The organism is Pseudomonas sp. LLC-1 (genome assembly GCF_002992185.1).
Classification (GTDB): domain Bacteria; phylum Pseudomonadota; class Gammaproteobacteria; order Pseudomonadales; family Pseudomonadaceae; genus Aquipseudomonas; species Aquipseudomonas monteilii.
In genome coordinates this window covers 74,183-89,964 of the sequence record NZ_LUVY01000004.1, presented here as the reverse complement: position 1 = coordinate 89,964, position 15,782 = coordinate 74,183, and the positions used below count along the sequence as shown (strand labels likewise).

The window sequence follows — 15,782 nt, the reverse complement described above, 5'->3', positions numbered from 1 at the left end:
AAGGATCGTCAATGTTCAAAGTGCTTCGCGACTGGATGCAGCGCTACTTCTCCGATGAAGAAGCAGTGGTGCTGGCGGTCCTTCTGTTTCTGGCTTTCACGGCCGTTCTCACCTTGGGCGGCATGCTCGCGCCCGTGCTGGCGGGTATGGTGCTGGCGTTCTTGATGCAGGGCCTGGTCAACGCCTTGGAGCGCGTGCGGGTACCGACGCGGCTGGCTGTAATGTTGGTGTTCGCCCTGTTCATGGGCGCGCTGGCGCTGTTCATGCTGGTGCTGGTGCCGCTGCTGTGGCACCAGCTTATTACCCTGTTCAACGAGCTGCCGGGCATGCTCGGCAAGTGGCAGTCGCTGTTGCTGCTGCTGCCCGAGCGCTACCCGCATCTGGTATCGGACGAGCAGGTGCTGCATGCCATCGAGTCGGTGCGTGGCGAAATCGGCAAGTTTGGCCAGTGGGCGCTGACCTTCTCGCTGTCGAGCCTGCCGTTGCTGGTCAATGCCATGATCTACCTGGTGCTGGTGCCGATCCTGGTGTTCTTCTTCCTAAAGGACCGCGAACTGATCGGGCGCTGGGTGAGCGGCTATCTGCCGCGCCAGCGCACCCTGCTGAACCGGGTGGGCAGCGAGATGAACCGGCAGATCGCCAACTACATCCGTGGCAAGGGTATCGAAATTCTGATCTGCGGCATTGCCACCTACATTGCCTTCATCAGCCTGGGGCTCAACTACGCCGCACTGCTGGCGCTGCTGGTGGGGCTGTCGGTGGTGGTGCCCTACGTGGGGGCGGTGGTGGTGACGGTGCCGGTGACGCTGATTGCGCTGTTCCAGTGGGGCTGGGGCGACCAGTTCATCTACCTGATGACGGTGTACGCGATCATCCAGGCGCTGGATGGCAACGTGCTGGTACCGCTGCTGTTCTCCGAGGCGGTAAGCCTGCACCCGGTGGCGATCATTTGCGCGGTACTGCTGTTCGGCGGGTTGTGGGGGTTCTGGGGGATTTTCTTCGCCATCCCACTGGCGACCCTGATCAAGGCCGTGCTGGATGCCTGGCCGCGGCAGGAGCCTAGCGTTTCACCGATGCTTTGATGTGATTGGGGCCGCGTTGCGGCCCCAAACGATCTCAAGCCTTGTTCAGCGCTTGTGCTGCTGCCAACACGGCATCCACATGCCCAGGCACCTTCACCCCACGCCATTCCTGGCGCAGTACACCCTTCTTGTCGATCAGGAAGGTGCTGCGGTCAACGCCCATGTATTCCTTGCCGTACAGCTTCTTCAGCTTGATCACGTCGAACAGCTGGCACAGGGCTTCGTCCTTGTCGCTGATCAGCTCGAACGGGAAGCCTTGCTTGGCCTTGAAGTTCTCGTGCGACTTGATGCCATCGCGCGACACGCCGAACACCACGGTGTTGGCGGCGGCAAAGGCGTCATGCTGGTCGCGGAACCCCTGGCCTTCGGTGGTGCAGCCCGGCGTGCTGTCCTTCGGGTAGAAGTAAACCACCACTTGCTGGCCCTTGAGTTCGGCCAGGCTGACGGTTTGCCCGCTGGTGGCCTGGGCCTGGAAGTCGGCAACAGGTTGGTCGAGTGCTACAGCCATGGTGGTTTCCTTACATGGGGTTCTGTGGGCGCCAAGGTTCGATCAGCGCGTCCAGGTTCAGGGCATCGGCAAAGTCCAGGAACTGGTCACGCAACCAGCTGATTTGCGTGCCGGCCGGCAGGATCACGGTGAACTGGGCGTTGAGCATGCTGCTGCCGGTTTGCGGGGCCAGGTAGGTGTCGCAGGTCATGGCTTCCAGCTCGACGCGGTGGTCGAGGAAGAACTGGCACAGCTCGTTGATGATGTCCGGGCGGTAGGCGGCGCTGACGTAGGCCACGTACGGCAGGGCCTGCGGGCGCACTTCCTGGTCGGCGCTGCGCACCACGTCCAGGGTCAGGCCATGTTTTTTGCCCAGGCCCGGCAGGGTGGACTCCAGGCGCGCCAGGGCGTCCCAGCTGCCGCCCACTTGCAGCACCAGGGCGCTGGTCTCGCCGTGGCGGCTCAGGCGCGAGGTGACCACCGCGCAGCGGTTTTCGAAAGCGGCGCGGCTGAGGACGTTGGCCAGTTCCATGGGGTTCGGGCCCAAGGCACTGATGACAAGGAATTGTTCGCGGACGGTGGGGGTGGACATGCAGCGTTCCTAAAGCGATGAGCGGTCGGTACAGGACGGGCGAAAGCCTCCTGTCGGCAGGGCCCGGGGCTCGCATGCGAGGTCGTGGACGCTGGCGGGGAGCAAGGTCGACGGCCCGGCGGGCCGCGCTGCACCGATCAAAGGATCAAGGGTAGCGAAATAAGGCGCCGAGGGGAATGCTCCGCCTGCCTGCTTCGCTTGTGCAAGGCCGATGCCCCCAGTACCATTACGGCTCTCTTTTTCCGGCAGGAGCAGTTACATGATTGCGGGCAGTATGGTGGCATTGGTCACACCCATGGATGCACAAGGGCGTGTGGACTGGGGCAGCCTCGACAAACTTGTAGACTTCCACCTGGAAAACGGCACCCATGCGATCGTCGCTGTCGGCACCACTGGTGAGTCCGCCACGCTGGATGTCGAAGAACACATCCTGGTCATCAAGCACGTGGTCGAGCGCGTCAAGCGCAGCAGCCGCCGCGTTCCGGTCATTGCCGGTACCGGTGCCAACGCCACTGCCGAAGCCGTGCACCTGACCCAGAACGCCAAGAGCGCCGGTGCCGATGCCTGCCTGCTGGTGGTGCCGTACTACAACAAGCCGACGCAAGAAGGCCTGTACCAGCACTTCAAGCACATTGCCGAAGCCGTCGACATTCCGCAGATCCTCTACAACGTACCCGGCCGCACCTCCTGCGACATGCAGGCCGAGACCGTGATCCGCCTGTCGACCGTGCCGAACATCATCGGCATCAAGGAAGCCACCGGCGACCTGGTCCGCGCCAAGGCCATCCTCGATGGCGTCAGCAAAGACTTCATCGTCCTGTCCGGCGATGACCCGACTGCCGTCGAGCTGATCCTGATGGGCGGCAAGGGCAACATTTCTGTTACCGCCAACGTCGCTCCGCGCGAAATGGCCGATCTGTGCGAGGCCGCCCTTGAGGGCAATGCCGAGAAGGCCCGCGCAATCAACGAAAAACTCATGCCGCTGCACAAAGACCTGTTCTGCGAAGCCAACCCGATCCCGGTGAAGTGGGCGCTCGTCGAAATGGGCCTGATGCAAAAGGGCATTCGCCTGCCACTGACCTGGCTGAGCGAAGGCTGCCACGAAAAAGTCCGTACTGCCTTGCGCCAGTCCGGCGTACTGGTTTAAGAGGAAGTACACCGCATGAAGCGACTGGCTGGTCTTTCCGCCCTTGCCCTGATTATCTCCAGCACCAGTGGGTGTGGCTGGCTGTGGGGCGAGGATGGCTATTTCCGCGACCGCGGCAGCGACTACCTGCAGGCGCACCCGACCGCGCCAATGCAGCTGCCGCCGGACGCCAGCAACGTCAAGCGCCTTGACCCGCTGCTGCCCATTCCGCGTAACGTCGCCGACGATCACGTCACGGGCGAGTTCGAAGTGCCGCGCCCGCAACCCCTGACCGGCGGTGCCGCCCAGGTCACCGACTACAGCCTGCAACGCAGCGGCAGCAGCCGTTGGGTGCTGGCGCAGCATTCGCCGGCCGAAGTGTGGCCAGTGGCCCGCCAGTTCTTCGAGGACAACGGCTTCCGCATTGCTGAAGAGCGCCCGCAGACCGGTGAGTTCAACACCACCTGGCAGCGTTTCGACGAGCTGTCGGCATCGCTTGGCCAGCGCCTGGCGAGCACCGCCAGCAGCGGTGACAGTGAAGTGCGCGTGCGCGTCCGCATGGAGCCGGGCGTGCAGCGCAACACCTCCGAGGTGTATGTGGTCAGCGTCGAGCGCCCGGCCGGCAGCACCGCCGAGCCTGCTTTCCCGTCCACTTCCAGCAACACGGGTGCCGATGCCCTGCTGGTCGACGAAATGCTTGCCAGCATGAACCGCAGCGCCGAGAAAGGCGGTTCGGTGTCGCTGCTGGCCGCGCGCGATTTCGACGCGCCAAGCCGCGTCAGCCTGAGCGAAGACGGCAGCGGCAACCCGGTGCTGTACCTGGGTTCCGACCTGGACCGTGCCTGGTCTGGCGTAGGCCGTGCCCTGGAGCAGGGTGGCGAGTGGCGTGTTGAAGACATCAACCGCAGCCTGGGCCTGTACTACATCAACCTGTCGGAAAAACCGGACGACAAGCAGAACCAGCCTGGCTTCTTCGGCCGTATGTTCGGCAGCGAGCCGACCAAGGAAGAGCGTGAAGCCCGTGCCGAGCGCTACCAGGTTCGCCTGAGCAAGGTGGGTGATAGCGTGCAGGTCACGGTCGAGAAAAACATCAACACCGTGGCCCCGGCCGATGTTGCCCGCCGCGTGCTGAGCGCCATTCAGGACCACCTGGGCTAAGTGCGCTTCGCGGTACTCGGAAGCGGCAGCCAAGGGAACGGCACGCTGATCGCCAGTGGTGACACGTTCATCCTGGTCGATTGCGGCTTTTCCCTGCGCGAAACCGAGCGGCGCCTGGCGCTGCTCGGTGTGTCGGCGGCTCAGCTCAGTGCGGTGCTGGTGACCCACGAACATGCCGACCACGTGCATGGGGTGGGCTTGCTGTCACGGCGCTACAATGTACCGGTCTACCTCAGCCAAGGCACATTGCGCGGCATGCGCAAGCCGGTGGAGGTGGCCGGTTTTCTCGCTTGTGGCCAAAGCCTGCGTATCGGCAGCCTGGAAGTGACCGCCGCGCGGGTTGAGCACGATGCCTACGAGCCGCTGCAATACGTGATCAGCGACGGCCAGCGGCGCTTCGGCATGCTGACTGACCTGGGCTCTTATGACGCGCTATTGCTGGAGCGTTACCAGGGCCTGGATGCATTGCTGATCGAGGCTAACCACTGCCGCGACCTGCTGGCACGCGGTCACTACCCGGCCTTCTTGAAGCAGCGGGTGGGTGGCATGCAAGGGCATTTGAACAATCACCAGGCCGCGCGCCTGGTGCACGAGTTGGGCTGGAACAACCTGCAGCACCTGGTGCTGGCCCACCTCAGCAGCAAGAACAACCTGCCACACTTGGCCCGCCAGTGCTTCGTCGACACCCTTGGGTGCGACCCGGACTGGCTCCAGGTGGCGAATCAGGAACACGGGCTCGACTGGCGCGAAATCGCCTAGCCCAACACCTCAAGCAAGCGGAGCCCAATCATGGAAAAACGCGACGAACTCTACCGCGGCAAGGCCAAATCGGTTTACAAGACCGACGACGCCGACCGCTTGATCCTGCTGTTCCGTAACGACACTTCGGCGTTCGACGGCAAGCGCATCGAACAACTCGACCGCAAAGGCATGGTGAACAACAAGTTCAACGCCTTCATCATGCAGAAGCTGGAAGAAGCCGGCGTGCCGACCCAGTTCGACAAGCTGCTGGGCGACAACGAGTGCCTGGTGAAGAAGCTGGACATGATCCCGGTCGAATGCGTAGTGCGTAACTACGCCGCCGGCAGCCTGGTCAAGCGCCTGGGCGTGGAGGAGGGCATCAAGCTGGAGCCGTCCACCTTCGAGCTGTTCCTGAAGAACGACGAGAAGGGCGACCCCTTCATCAACGAATCCCACGTTGTCGCGTTCGGCTGGGGCACCGCCGAGCAGCTGGTTGAAATGAAAAAGCTGTCGCTGAAAGTCAACGAAGTGCTGAGCAAGCTGTTCGATGACGCCGGCCTGCTGCTGGTCGACTTCAAGCTGGAGTTCGGTGTCTTCCACGGCCAGATCGTGCTGGGCGACGAGTTCAGCCCGGACGGCTGCCGCCTGTGGGACAAAGAAACCCGCAAGAAGATGGACAAGGACCGCTTCCGCCAGGGCCTGGGCGACGTGATCGAAGCCTACGAAGAAGTTGCCAAGCGCCTGGGCGTGCCGCTGTAAGCGGCGCATTCACGCAAGCGCCTGATACCACGCGATTTTTTTGAAAAAAAGATTTGCGTTTTCAAAAAACGCTGGTAAGATGCGCGGCATTGGAGAGATGCCGGAGTGGTCGAACGGGACGGATTCGAAATCCGTTGTACTGGCAACAGTACCTAGGGTTCAAATCCCTATCTCTCCGCCATACATCGAGAAGCCCCGCAGATTTAGGTCTGCGGGGCTTTTTCGTTCTGGGGCAGAAAAATGATCTGCTACTTCACGCGTGTTGCGTTTGTAGCTTCTCCCTGCGCGTGTTTCAGAGCCTGAGCATCGTCGGTCTTCAAGGCTTCGCGCGGGAATACACTGACCGTTTCGGGGCTATCGAGAAAACGAGATGCTTCGAAGCGTTTCGTGTTGCTTAGATCCAGATTGAGAATCGGCATATCGTCGCTCATTTCTTCATCATCCCCAATTCAGCATCATCCAGCAGCGCCTTGGCCATTGCACTGAGGTAATACGAAGCCCAGATCAGTTTCTGGTCGCCGTCCATCAGGCCGGTGATGATCAGGTCGCGGACGTAGCCCATCAGTTCGGATGCCTGTTCGCGGGCGTCCTGGCAAGGGATGCCGGGCTCGATGCGGAACAGCGGGTGGGTGCTGTTTTCGCCTTGGTAGAAGCAGGTTTTGCCGACTGTGGTGGGTTCTTTGGTGTTGTCGGTGGGCATTGTTTTTTACTCCCTGAAATCTTGGTTGTCTGGGCTGGCCTCTTCGCGGGCATGCCCGCTCCCACAGGTACTGTGCAGTGCTTGAGGGCAGTGATTACCCTGTGGGAGCGGGCGAGCCCGCGAAGAGGCCGGGCCTGCTAATGCAAGGTGTACGGCTCGCTAGGTACATGCGGCCGCATCTGCAATTGCATCAATGCCGACTCGACCAGCCCCTGTACCGCCTCCATTTCATGGATCACGGCCTGCATCACGATCGAACTCGGGGCAGTGGGTTTGAGTTGCACGGATTGGCGGGCCACTGACAGTGCGCAGAGGACGTACTCTGAGGACTGGACCAGGGTGTCTTGCAGTGCCTGGGTGGCATCGAGGGAGTAGGGTGGATCGGGTACCATCTTGCGCATGTAAGCTCCTTGGGTAGTGGAGCCGCCTGGCAACGCTGTCAAACGAATGGAGGCAGCTATACATGGGTTGACAGACCGGTACCCAAGGACCCGGCGCACACGAATGTGCCCCATGCACAGCTGCCATTAAGCGCTGCAACGGAAACTTGAGTAGTCGGCCTGTCAAAGCCGGTCGTTGGTTGGTAACGACAAGCCGAGACTAGATCGCGACATAATCCGTCGCAAGCGTTTGAGCAGTTTGGCAGTATGTTTGGGAAACGGCCTACAAGGAAGGGGATTATTCCGAGCTTTTTGGTGTAGGGCAGGGCCGCTTACGAAATTCGGCAGATTCCGATGGATCTTGTCCAATGGACGTTTCGAGACTGCTTCGTCTTGATCGGAGGGTGGAAAACGGTTGCCGGACGTACCAGCTTCGCCCACAATCCTTCGCGAGGGCTCAATAAGAGCAGGGCTGATCCGGTTCATGGCGATATTGGCGGGTCAGTGTGGATTGTGCGAGTCGCCACTCGTACGGTAGCGGTAACCGGCAACAGTGGTTAGCTTCCGACCCCTTCCGAATGTGTTTCTGGACGTGCTAAGCAAGCGCTTCGACTACCAGCCCTCATGATTTCCCGAAAGGCACCTATGGTGCCTTTTTTGCTTTCGGCGTGACGGCCCTCGTGGCGTCGCCCCCGCTTTGGCAGCGGAGCGATTTTAGTGGGAGCGTGGCAGCCCTGAGGTAGAGCAGTTTTCCGCAACATTTTGTCTTGAACTGCCATTGGCACCTTGCGCTACAATGCGCTCCTCTAATACGCCACTCACGCCCAGGCCAAACGCCGTAATGATTACGCGCGCTGGGCGATGACCTTTTTCTGACATGGATTCGTTGGATGCTTCGCGCCGTACTGGTCTCCCTCTACGCCCTTCGCTGGACGGCTGAATTGTCGTCTGCGGCCAGTGCTGCGCCCTCTCTGAAATCCCCGCACAACGTCGAATGCTGCCGCCAGACCCTGGCTGCGGTACGCGGCTGTGCGCCCCACCGAAAATGGAGTGCTCCACTTGCGTAAGAAATTCGTCGCATCCCTCTTGGCGGTCGCCATCGCCTCTACCACGGCCTGTGCACAGCTCGGGATCAGCAAAGAGCAAGCGGGCACCGTGATCGGTGGCCTGGCCGGTGTGGCCATCGGCTCGACCATGGGCAGCGGCAACGGCAAGATTGCCGCGGCCCTGATTGCAGGTGGCATCGGTGCCTACGTGGGCAACCGCATCGGCCACATGCTGGATGAGAAGGACCAGCAGGCCCTGGCGCTGCGCACCCAGGAAGTGTTGAGCCAACAGCAGACCACCGCCAGCGCCCAGCCGGTGACCTGGACATCCGACCACTCGGGCGCCACCGCGCAAATCGTGCCGGGCAAGGAATACACCCAGACCAAGAAGGTTGAGGTCAAGCGCGCGCCGAAGATCCAGGCGGTGCCGTCGATGAAGCTGATCAACGAACCCTACGTGACCATCAGCGACAACCTGAACGTGCGCGCCGCGCCTAACCAGAACGGTGAAAAAGTCGGCAGCCTGAAGAACCACACCGAGTTCACCGCCGTCGGCTCCACGGGTGACTGGATCCTGGTCGGCCGCAAAGGCGTGACTGTTGGCTATGTGCACAAGAACTACGTCGAACCGAAGGCGCAGGCAGTTGCCAAGCGCGTCACCCCGGCGGTGAACCTGGACGAGCTTGATGTAGCCGCCAGCAAGGAAACCCAAGGCTTCGACCTGGATTCGGTGCAGTCGCTGCCGACCGAAACCGTCGCTGCCGAAGCGGCCTGCCGCCCGGTCACGGTCAACCTGAAGTCGCAAAGCGGCAAGACCGAGCAAGAGCAGAACACCTTCTGCAAACAAGCCAACGGCACCTGGGAACTGATCTGAGGAACTCCATGAAAAAGCACGCGCTCGCGCTGGCTGTGATCGGCGCTTGTGGTCTGGTACCGCAGGCGTTCGCCCATGAGCTGGCCTTCTCGAAGAAAGAAAACATCAAGGTCGAAGTACCTGGGGACGCCACCACCTGGTGCAAACCCGAGGTCGAGCTGACCATCACCCGTCCGGCCTGGGACAACCAGGAGCTGCTATCGGGCTTGCTGACCAAGCTGCCGTTCGTGTTCGCCAAGGACTGCTCGACCGCCAAGGTGAGCTGGAAAGCCGTGGACGCCAAAGGCAACCTATACGCCAGCGGTTCGGGCAATGCCACCAACCTGGGCCTGGTGACCCTGGCGGCTGCTCCGGCTGCTGCTCCTGCAGTTCCGGCGCCGGTCGCTGCTGCCCCGGCCCCGGCCCCAGCTGCACCTGTTGCACCTGCGCCGGCAGAAGCTCCGGCGGCCGTTGCTCCAACCCCCGCCCCAGCTGCCGAGCCTGCACCTGCGGTAGTGGAAGCAGCCCCGGCCCCGGCACCAGCTGTTGCCGCAGAACCCGCGCCAGCACCGGCTGCTGAAACCCCAGCCCCAGCGCAAGCGCCAGTCGCTCCGCCAGTGCCGGCCCCGGCCGCCGCGGTCGCTGCTGCCCCCACCTCGGACTTCGGCCGCACCGTGGTCCTGGAAAACCGCAAACTGATGCAGGTAACGGACGGTGCGGGCTGCAAATGGGTGCTCAGCCGCGACATCATCAGCAACGGTGACACCCTCTCGTTCGGCACCACCCCAGCAATGCCGTGCCCGGCGTCCGGTTTTGGCGAAGGCAACTTCGAAAAAATCAGCTGGAAGGCCGTGGGCACCTACCGTGGCGATAACTGGACCCGCGTGTACGCTCACCCGAGTGGCCTGATTTTCAACAAGGTCTTCGAGCCTGCGGTCAAGGACAAGGCCGTTTCCTACCTCACGGCAGAAGCTGACCAGGCCGCATTCCTGGTGGGTGAGATCCCCAGCCGGCAGATGAAGGTGTACCTCACCTTCACCCGCAGCAGCTACGGCGTGCTGCGCCCGTTCGGCAGCGACCCTTACTACGTGGCAGTAACCCCGGACGAGTCGTTCGCCCTGGACGCAGCCAAGTACAAGGAAGCTGCGCTGGAAATCTTTGACCTGATCAAGACCACCTCGCCGACCACCACCGATGTGGCCAATCTGCTCATCGTCAAAGATATTTCGGCGATCACGAACAACATGTGGGGTAACGACGCGCAAAAGATCACCCGCAACCGCATCGGCATCAATCGCCAAGGCCTGTTCTTCGATGTGCGCGATGGCGCGAACTGGGCTGTTCAGCGTGAGGAGCAGCGCGTGCGTGAGGCGCGCCGGCGTCAACAGGAACTGGCCAGCGTCCACACCCGCGTACTGGAGCGTTACCAGCAGTTGCAAGACGGCATGAGCGAGTTCAAAGGGCGCGAAACCGAAGCCCTGGCACAGATGGCCGGCATCAAGGTGCGCTTCGCTTCGCCGCTGGAACAGCAAAACCCGGCAACTTCGGCCCGCGTGGCGCCGATGATGGTCCACGTCACCGGCAAGCAGGGCGACTTCTACGCCATCGACTTCCCAAGCAAGGGCCGCCTGGTAGCGGACGAGGAATACAGCGAAGGCTGGTACGTGGCCCAAGTGGCCAACGCCACGCCGTACTACCCGCTGGACGATGGCCGCGCCGTGCCCACTTACCGTGCCTACAACGCGGGCGAGCCCCAGGCGTGCAAGCAGGACAAGTGTGCCGACCTCGTGTCGTTCGGCGCCGTGCTGGCCAAGGAATTCCCTAACGCCGGTATCGATTTCAGCTGGACCCCCGAGGTCTCCCAAAAGTACGTGAACGACTGGAACAACGCTTCCGCCATGGTCCAGTGAGGCAAACACCATGATCAAACAGATGAACAAGAAGCAGCTGCTGATTGGCGGTGTGGCCGCAGCGGTGCTGGTGCTCGGCGGTGGTTACGCGATGCTGTCCAGCTCGGGCAAGAAGGCTGCGATGGCCTACTACGACGACTTCAAGGAGCGCTACTTCCTTGAGGACGTGCTGTCTGAAGGTGATATTTCCTACTCGGCGTTCTCTGGCAACCTGACTGTCGCCGACCCCGAGATCCGCGTGGCGGCCGCGCAGACCAACGGTGCCCAGCAGTTCATGCGCGGCCTTTCGGGCCTGATGGAGTCGGTTCGCGGTAGCTCGGCGGAAGAGGGCCTGGCCGGTTGGGCCAAGTACCAGCTCAATGCCAGCGGCAACGTTGCAGGCGTCTACCTGAAGGCCGATGCGCTGAAGCTGGCGCACGAGGGTGACAGCAAGGACGGCACGATCCACATCCAGCTGCTTGGGATGCAGATGGGCAACCCTTTCGTGGCCAGCAAGGGTGCCGAAGTGGTGCTGGTGTCCGATGTCAGCGACGAGATCCAGCCGCGTGCCGAACTGGCCGCCAATGGCCGTGCCACCCAGTCGAACTTCGACTGGGGTAGCAACATGGCGGTGCGTCAGCCAATGACCGGCGCATTCCTGGTCAGCAGCACCGGCGATTTTGGCACTACGATTGACGTGGACTTCACCCTCAAGCGTTCCAGCGACGGTGAAGGCTCGATGGCGTTCGTCGTGACCCACCGTAACGATGGCTCCAAGGTGGGTGAGATCGTGCGCAAGGCCGACTTCCAGTCGCTGCCGGAGCTCGACGATGTCGAAACCCAGCTCAAGAGTGCGTTGAGTGCCATGCTGATTGGCGCGTACAGCTCGTACAGCGGCCAGGCGGTATTGGCCGAGGCGGTGAGTGCTTTTGCGCGCAAGGCCAAGGTGGAGAACTACAGCGTGAGCTACAGCGGCTTCAAACCGCTGAAAGAGGCTTACAGCGACTACCAGCAGAATGTACCGAAGGCGAAGTTCGCCGCCTTCTGTGAACAGGTCGGGTTGTCGACGTGGAGCAGTGATTTCGGTGCCAAGGGCAAGAACCACAGCGACTCGGAGTGTGCCATCGGGCAGAAGCTGGTCGAGGATGGCAAGTTTGAAGAGCAGTACACCTTCAAGGAAGGCAAGAGCCTGTTTGCGGCGTTGTTCGTGAGCAAGGCGTATGAGCTGGAAACCAATTGACCGGTTGATCGCTGATAAACAAAGCCCCCGGCAACGATGAGTTGCCGGGGGCTTTTTCAATTCTGCGAGTCAGAGGTTTCAGCGCATCGCCGCTAGCTTGATGCCGAACCCTACCAGGCAAGCCCCCGCCAGCCGCTCGAACATATTGGTAATGCGCGGGTTGGCGCGCATGCGTTCGGCCAGCCGGTGGGTCAGCACCACGGCGATCAACCCGTACAGGAACGTGATCACCGCCACCGTTGCCGCCATGAAGCCGAACGTCACCAACCCCTGATGCTTCACCGGGTCGATGAACAGTGGGAAAAACGCCATGTAGAACATGATCGCCTTGGGGTTGAGCAGGGTGATCAGCATGGTCTGGCGCAGGTATTGGCCGTTGTCCATGCGGCTGGTGCGCGGCGCGTCACCCGGTTTGCTCAACAGCATGCGCAGGCCCAGGTAGGCGAGGTACGCGGCGCCGGCCCATTGCACGATGTGGAAGGCCGCAGGGTAGGTGGCCAGCAAGGTGGCGACGCCAGCTACCGCCAGCCACAACAGGACCTGGTCACCAACGATCACCCCACAGGTCGCGGCCAGGCCTGCCTTGATGCCGCCCTTGCCGGTGGCAGTGATCAGGGCAAAATTGCCCGGGCCCGGGATGGCCAGAAGAATGATGAAGGCGATGACGAATGCGCCGTAGTCGGTGACGCCGAGCATGGTGAACTCCTGTAGAGCAGTGCAAAGGCAGAGTCATGACTATCGTCGCCAACCGCGTGCTTTACAACCTGTTGTTGCACATTCGCAATCCATCATTGCCAAGCGCGACTTGGATCCAATGCCTGTTTTCTGTATCATCCCGCCGCCATCAGACGATGGTCGAAGATGATTCATTTAAAGGACTTAGTAATGAAAAAGCTGTTCAAGGCCACCGTAGCCGTTGCTGTAGTTTCGGGTGTTGCCCTGCTGTCGGGTTGCACTGGCCAGGTTTACAACCAGCCGAAAAACTGCACCTACGACTACCTGTTCCACCCTTCGGTTTCCATCTCCAAGATCATCGGTGGCTGCGGCCCGATCGATAAACTGCCTCAGCAGCAGTAATCTTGGCGGTACCCTGATCGCGACGCTTGCGGCGTGATCCAAGGCCCCCGGTCATGTACATGGCCGGGGGTTTTTGTTGGTGGGCCACTTACCAGCGCAGCGACACTGTTCCCAGCAGGGTGCGCTCTTCACCCCAGTAGCAACGACCGGCGTTGTTGCAGCCTGCCACATACTCTTTGTCGAACAGGTTGCGGGCATTGACCTCGACCGACCAGTTCTCGTCGATGTCATAGCCGACCTTGGCATCCACCAGCGTGACATCGCCGGTATCCAGCTTGCCGTACAGGCTTGCCGGGGTGTAAGCGAAGGTGCTGTCGAAGTGGCGCACGCCGCCGCCGATCTGCAGGCCTTTGAGCAGGCCGTCCCGGAAGCGGTAAGTGCTCCATATCGATGCCTGGTTGCGTGGCACGCCGGTCATCTGGTGGTCTTCATACAGCGACCCGGCAAAATCCTTGGTAATGCGCGAATCGGTGTAGGTATACGCGGCAGTAACGTTGAGGTTTTCGCTCAGGTCGCTGTTCAACTCAAGCTCTAATCCCTTGGCTCGGCTGGCGCCGATCTGGCGGTAGTCGCCGGACTCGTAGATCACGTCGTCCTTCTTGCGCAGGTCGTACACCGACGCGGTGAAGGCGGTATTCCACCCTTTGGGTTCGTACTTGATACCCACCTCGTACTGCTCGCTGGTGGTCGGGTCCAGCGGGCCGTTCTTGCTTTCGGTTTGCTGCGTCGGGGCAAAGGCGGTGGAGTAGCTGAAATATGGCGACAGGCCGTTTTCGAACTGGTACATCACCCCGGTCTGCCAGGTGAACTTGCTGTCCCAGCTGTCCATGTCGACTGGCGGGTTGCCGACCTTGTTGCGGAACTGACTGTTGACCCGGTCCAGGCGCCCACCCAGCAGCAATACCCAGTTGTCGACCTTGGTTTGCAGCTGGCTGTAAAGCCCGTACATGGTCTGTTCAAGCAGGGCGTTCTGCACATGCACGGGCGTGCTTGGCTTGCCGTTCCACACCGGGTCGAACACGTTGATGGTGCCACCGTTGCCCGCGTCCCAGTCCTGGTTGAACGAGGTGCGGTCCAGGCTTGCCCCCATCAGGAAGGTGTGGTCGAACGCACCTTGGGTGAAGTGGCCTTCGAACTGGTTGTCCAGCGAGTAGGCGATGGACTTGTTGTAGCGGTCGTAGGCCGTGTTGCTCAGGGTGGTACCGAAGCCGCCGTTATTCAGGCTGCCTGGCCACATTTCCTGGCGGTCGATACGCGATTGCATGTAGCGCGAGTTCTGGCGGAACTGCCAGGTGTCGTTGAAACGGTGGCTGAACTCGTAGCCCAGGCTCCAGGTTTCGCGTTCGAAGTTGTCCCAGTCCGGGTTGCCGGACAACTGGTCCTTGTCGATCTTGCCGTTGGGGTTGTGCAGCAGGGTACCGGCGGCCGGGTAACCAAGCTCCATCAAGGTGCGGTCGCGCTGGTAGGTGGCCAGCACCGTCAGGCTGTTGAAATCGTCGAAGTTCAGGGTCAGGGACGGCGCTAGGTAAAGGCGATCATCAGGTTGATGGTCAACCTGGGTATCGGACTTGCGGCCCATCATCACCAGCCGGCCAAGCACATTGCCCTCATCGGTGAGCGGGCCGGACACATCCACGCCCAACTGGCGGCGGTTATGCGAGCCGTAGCTCAGTTGCACTTCGCCGCGCGCTTCGGCAGTAGGCCGCTTGCTGACCAGGTTGACCACGCCACCGGGGGCGTTTTCGCCATACAGGATCGACGTCGGGCCACGGAACACTTCTACCCGCTCCAGGCCGTAAGGTTCACTGCTGGTGTCGTAGCGGTTGCCCTGCACCCGCAGGCCATCGCGCAACAGGCCGTAGCCATAGTCAGTGGCGTTGAAGCCACGGATGAAGAACAGGTCACCCGCCTGGCCATCACCGCCAGCAAAGGGTGGGGAGAAAATGCCTGGGACGTAGCCCAGCACCTCGGTGAGGGTTTGCGATTGCTGGTCGTCCATGCGTTGGCGGGTGACTACCGAAACCGAGCGCGGGGTGTCAGCCAGGGCGCTGCTGGTCTTGCTGGCGGTGGCGCTGGATACCGCGCGGTAGCCGCTATCGCCCTGGCCGTTGCTGGCGAGCAGGGCTGCGGCGTTGATCGAGGTGGCGTCCAGTTGCAGCGCCGTGCCATCGGCAAGGGGTTGCAGCACGTAGCCGGCGCTACCTTGCGGCACGGCTTGCAGGCCGCTGCCTTGCAGCAGCCGGGCCAGGCCTTGGGCGACGCTGTAGCGGCCTTGCAGCCCAGGGCTGGTCTTGCCGGCGGCCAGTTCGTTACTGCCGGCCAGGTAGATGCCGGCCTGGCTGCTGAACTGGTTGAGTGCGCTGGTGAGCGAGCCGGGGGCGATGTTGAAGCTGGCTTCGGCGCTGGCCGCCTGTTCGGCGTGGGCCAGGCTTGCTGACAGCATCAGCGGTGTGGCGGCACACAGTGAAAGCGGGGCGGCAAGCGCCAGGCGAAGCGCGGGGTGGAAGGGCGTCGGCATGCGGGTCTCTGGAGTCGGTAAGGTGAGTTGGACGGGCTATGCCGGGTTAACCGATCGAGATTGGAAAAAGGGAACTGGCTTGGCATTAATTTTCATAACTGATGAACACCGCGTCGCCTGCTTCGCGGGCTCGC

At 61.7% G+C, this 15,782-nt stretch carries 15 protein-coding genes, 1 tRNA gene and 1 pseudogene; 10 read left to right on the top strand and 7 right to left on the bottom strand.

The window, feature by feature from the left end; genetic code table 11:
- Nucleotides 1–11 precede the first annotated feature (11 nt).
- On the top strand, nucleotides 12–1,082 hold the full coding sequence (locus A0O30_RS02510; RefSeq protein WP_019098477.1) for an AI-2E family transporter: 1,071 nt from the start codon (nucleotides 12–14) through the stop codon (nucleotides 1,080–1,082).
- Between the two features lie 34 nt (nucleotides 1,083–1,116).
- Here A0O30_RS02510 and A0O30_RS02505 read toward each other — a convergent pair whose 3' ends face one another.
- Together A0O30_RS02505 and A0O30_RS02500 are read right to left on the bottom strand one after the other, a co-directional pair.
- Nucleotides 1,117–1,590: a peroxiredoxin gene (locus A0O30_RS02505; protein WP_016711981.1), complete on the bottom strand. Its 474-nt coding sequence runs from the start codon at nucleotides 1,588–1,590 to the stop codon at nucleotides 1,117–1,119.
- 10 nt (nucleotides 1,591–1,600) lie between these two features.
- A complete protein-coding gene (locus A0O30_RS02500; RefSeq protein ID WP_003254741.1) occupies nucleotides 1,601–2,161 on the bottom strand; it encodes a glycine cleavage system protein R in 561 nt (186 codons plus the stop codon).
- A 259-nt stretch (nucleotides 2,162–2,420) separates the two neighbouring features.
- Between A0O30_RS02500 and dapA the strand changes: the two genes are divergently transcribed.
- The 5 genes from dapA (at nucleotide 2,421) to A0O30_RS02475 (ending at nucleotide 6,126) form a co-directional block, all read left to right on the top strand.
- Nucleotides 2,421–3,308 (top strand): 4-hydroxy-tetrahydrodipicolinate synthase, encoded by an 888-nt coding sequence (dapA, locus tag A0O30_RS02495; protein WP_019098479.1) that lies wholly within the window; start codon nucleotides 2,421–2,423, stop codon nucleotides 3,306–3,308.
- A 15-nt stretch (nucleotides 3,309–3,323) separates the two neighbouring features.
- Nucleotides 3,324–4,445, top strand: a complete 1,122-nt coding sequence (gene bamC, locus A0O30_RS02490; protein WP_105945472.1) for an outer membrane protein assembly factor BamC — start codon at nucleotides 3,324–3,326, stop codon at nucleotides 4,443–4,445.
- Complete coding sequence (locus A0O30_RS02485) at nucleotides 4,446–5,204, top strand: MBL fold metallo-hydrolase (protein WP_019098480.1); 759 nt, start codon at nucleotides 4,446–4,448, stop codon at nucleotides 5,202–5,204.
- Between the two features lie 30 nt (nucleotides 5,205–5,234).
- Nucleotides 5,235–5,945: a phosphoribosylaminoimidazolesuccinocarboxamide synthase gene (gene purC / locus A0O30_RS02480; RefSeq protein ID WP_011535129.1), complete on the top strand. Its 711-nt coding sequence runs from the start codon at nucleotides 5,235–5,237 to the stop codon at nucleotides 5,943–5,945.
- A gap of 91 nt (nucleotides 5,946–6,036) precedes the next feature.
- Nucleotides 6,037–6,126, top strand: a tRNA-Ser gene (locus A0O30_RS02475).
- Nucleotides 6,127–6,199: 73 nt separating this feature from the next.
- On the opposite strand, the pseudogene A0O30_RS02470 reads toward A0O30_RS02475, so the two are convergent.
- The 3 genes and pseudogenes from A0O30_RS02470 to A0O30_RS02460 all read right to left on the bottom strand — a co-directional run.
- Nucleotides 6,200–6,376: pseudogene (locus A0O30_RS02470) on the bottom strand (putative addiction module antidote protein); the annotation flags it as partial.
- On the bottom strand, nucleotides 6,373–6,645 hold the full coding sequence (locus tag A0O30_RS02465) for a DUF3077 domain-containing protein (protein ID WP_105945470.1): 273 nt from the start codon (nucleotides 6,643–6,645) through the stop codon (nucleotides 6,373–6,375). The pseudogene A0O30_RS02470 and the gene A0O30_RS02465, both read right to left, overlap by 4 nt.
- Before the next feature lie 137 nt (nucleotides 6,646–6,782).
- Nucleotides 6,783–7,046: a hypothetical protein gene (locus tag A0O30_RS02460; protein WP_105945469.1), complete on the bottom strand. Its 264-nt coding sequence runs from the start codon at nucleotides 7,044–7,046 to the stop codon at nucleotides 6,783–6,785.
- Between the two features lie 1,038 nt (nucleotides 7,047–8,084).
- On the opposite strand from A0O30_RS02460, the gene A0O30_RS02450 reads away from it, so the two are divergent.
- Genes A0O30_RS02450 through A0O30_RS02440 form a run of 3 tightly spaced genes read left to right on the top strand, consistent with a single transcriptional unit; the run spans nucleotide 8,085 to nucleotide 12,053 of the window.
- Entirely contained in the window at nucleotides 8,085–8,945 is an 861-nt protein-coding gene (locus tag A0O30_RS02450; protein WP_016711968.1) for an SH3 domain-containing protein, read from the top strand.
- 8 nt (nucleotides 8,946–8,953) lie between these two features.
- A complete protein-coding gene (locus A0O30_RS02445) occupies nucleotides 8,954–10,834 on the top strand; it encodes a hypothetical protein (protein ID WP_105945467.1) in 1,881 nt (626 codons plus the stop codon).
- Between the two features lie 10 nt (nucleotides 10,835–10,844).
- Nucleotides 10,845–12,053 carry a hypothetical protein gene (locus A0O30_RS02440; RefSeq protein ID WP_105945466.1) on the top strand — a complete coding sequence of 403 codons (1,209 nt, stop codon included), beginning with the start codon at nucleotides 10,845–10,847 and terminating at the stop codon, nucleotides 12,051–12,053.
- Nucleotides 12,054–12,131: 78 nt separating this feature from the next.
- Here A0O30_RS02440 and A0O30_RS02435 read toward each other — a convergent pair whose 3' ends face one another.
- The gene (locus A0O30_RS02435; protein WP_016711965.1) at nucleotides 12,132–12,749 is read right to left on the bottom strand and encodes a LysE family transporter; all 618 of its coding nucleotides are present in this window, start codon (nucleotides 12,747–12,749) and stop codon (nucleotides 12,132–12,134) included.
- A 189-nt stretch (nucleotides 12,750–12,938) separates the two neighbouring features.
- Between A0O30_RS02435 and A0O30_RS02430 the strand changes: the two genes are divergently transcribed.
- Nucleotides 12,939–13,130, top strand: coding sequence for a YhfL family protein (locus tag A0O30_RS02430; protein WP_003254720.1), 192 nt, complete (start codon nucleotides 12,939–12,941; stop codon nucleotides 13,128–13,130).
- Between the two features lie 88 nt (nucleotides 13,131–13,218).
- Here the strand turns inward: A0O30_RS02430 and A0O30_RS02425 are convergent, their stop codons facing one another.
- Entirely contained in the window at nucleotides 13,219–15,648 is a 2,430-nt protein-coding gene (locus A0O30_RS02425; protein WP_105945465.1) for a TonB-dependent siderophore receptor, read from the bottom strand.
- Nucleotides 15,649–15,782: the final 134 nt, after the last annotated feature.

What these genes read in the sequence shown, in the direction of transcription:
- A0O30_RS02505 (WP_016711981.1), bottom strand. Translation starts at nt 1,590, where the DNA reads ATGGCTGTAGCACTCGACCAACCTGTTGCCGACTTCCAGGCCCAGGCC.
- A0O30_RS02445 (WP_105945467.1), top strand. Translation starts at nt 8,954, where the DNA reads ATGAAAAAGCACGCGCTCGCGCTGGCTGTGATCGGCGCTTGTGGTCTG.
- A0O30_RS02465 (WP_105945470.1), bottom strand. Translation starts at nt 6,645, where the DNA reads ATGCCCACCGACAACACCAAAGAACCCACCACAGTCGGCAAAACCTGC.
- A0O30_RS02500 (WP_003254741.1), bottom strand. Translation starts at nt 2,161, where the DNA reads ATGTCCACCCCCACCGTCCGCGAACAATTCCTTGTCATCAGTGCCTTG.
- A0O30_RS02460 (WP_105945469.1), bottom strand. Translation starts at nt 7,046, where the DNA reads ATGCGCAAGATGGTACCCGATCCACCCTACTCCCTCGATGCCACCCAG.
- bamC (WP_105945472.1), top strand. Translation starts at nt 3,324, where the DNA reads ATGAAGCGACTGGCTGGTCTTTCCGCCCTTGCCCTGATTATCTCCAGC.
- A0O30_RS02435 (WP_016711965.1), bottom strand. Translation starts at nt 12,749, where the DNA reads ATGCTCGGCGTCACCGACTACGGCGCATTCGTCATCGCCTTCATCATT.
- A0O30_RS02440 (WP_105945466.1), top strand. Translation starts at nt 10,845, where the DNA reads ATGATCAAACAGATGAACAAGAAGCAGCTGCTGATTGGCGGTGTGGCC.
- A0O30_RS02430 (WP_003254720.1), top strand. Translation starts at nt 12,939, where the DNA reads ATGAAAAAGCTGTTCAAGGCCACCGTAGCCGTTGCTGTAGTTTCGGGT.
- dapA (WP_019098479.1), top strand. Translation starts at nt 2,421, where the DNA reads ATGATTGCGGGCAGTATGGTGGCATTGGTCACACCCATGGATGCACAA.
- A0O30_RS02425 (WP_105945465.1), bottom strand. Translation starts at nt 15,648, where the DNA reads ATGCCGACGCCCTTCCACCCCGCGCTTCGCCTGGCGCTTGCCGCCCCG.
- A0O30_RS02510 (WP_019098477.1), top strand. Translation starts at nt 12, where the DNA reads ATGTTCAAAGTGCTTCGCGACTGGATGCAGCGCTACTTCTCCGATGAA.
- purC (WP_011535129.1), top strand. Translation starts at nt 5,235, where the DNA reads ATGGAAAAACGCGACGAACTCTACCGCGGCAAGGCCAAATCGGTTTAC.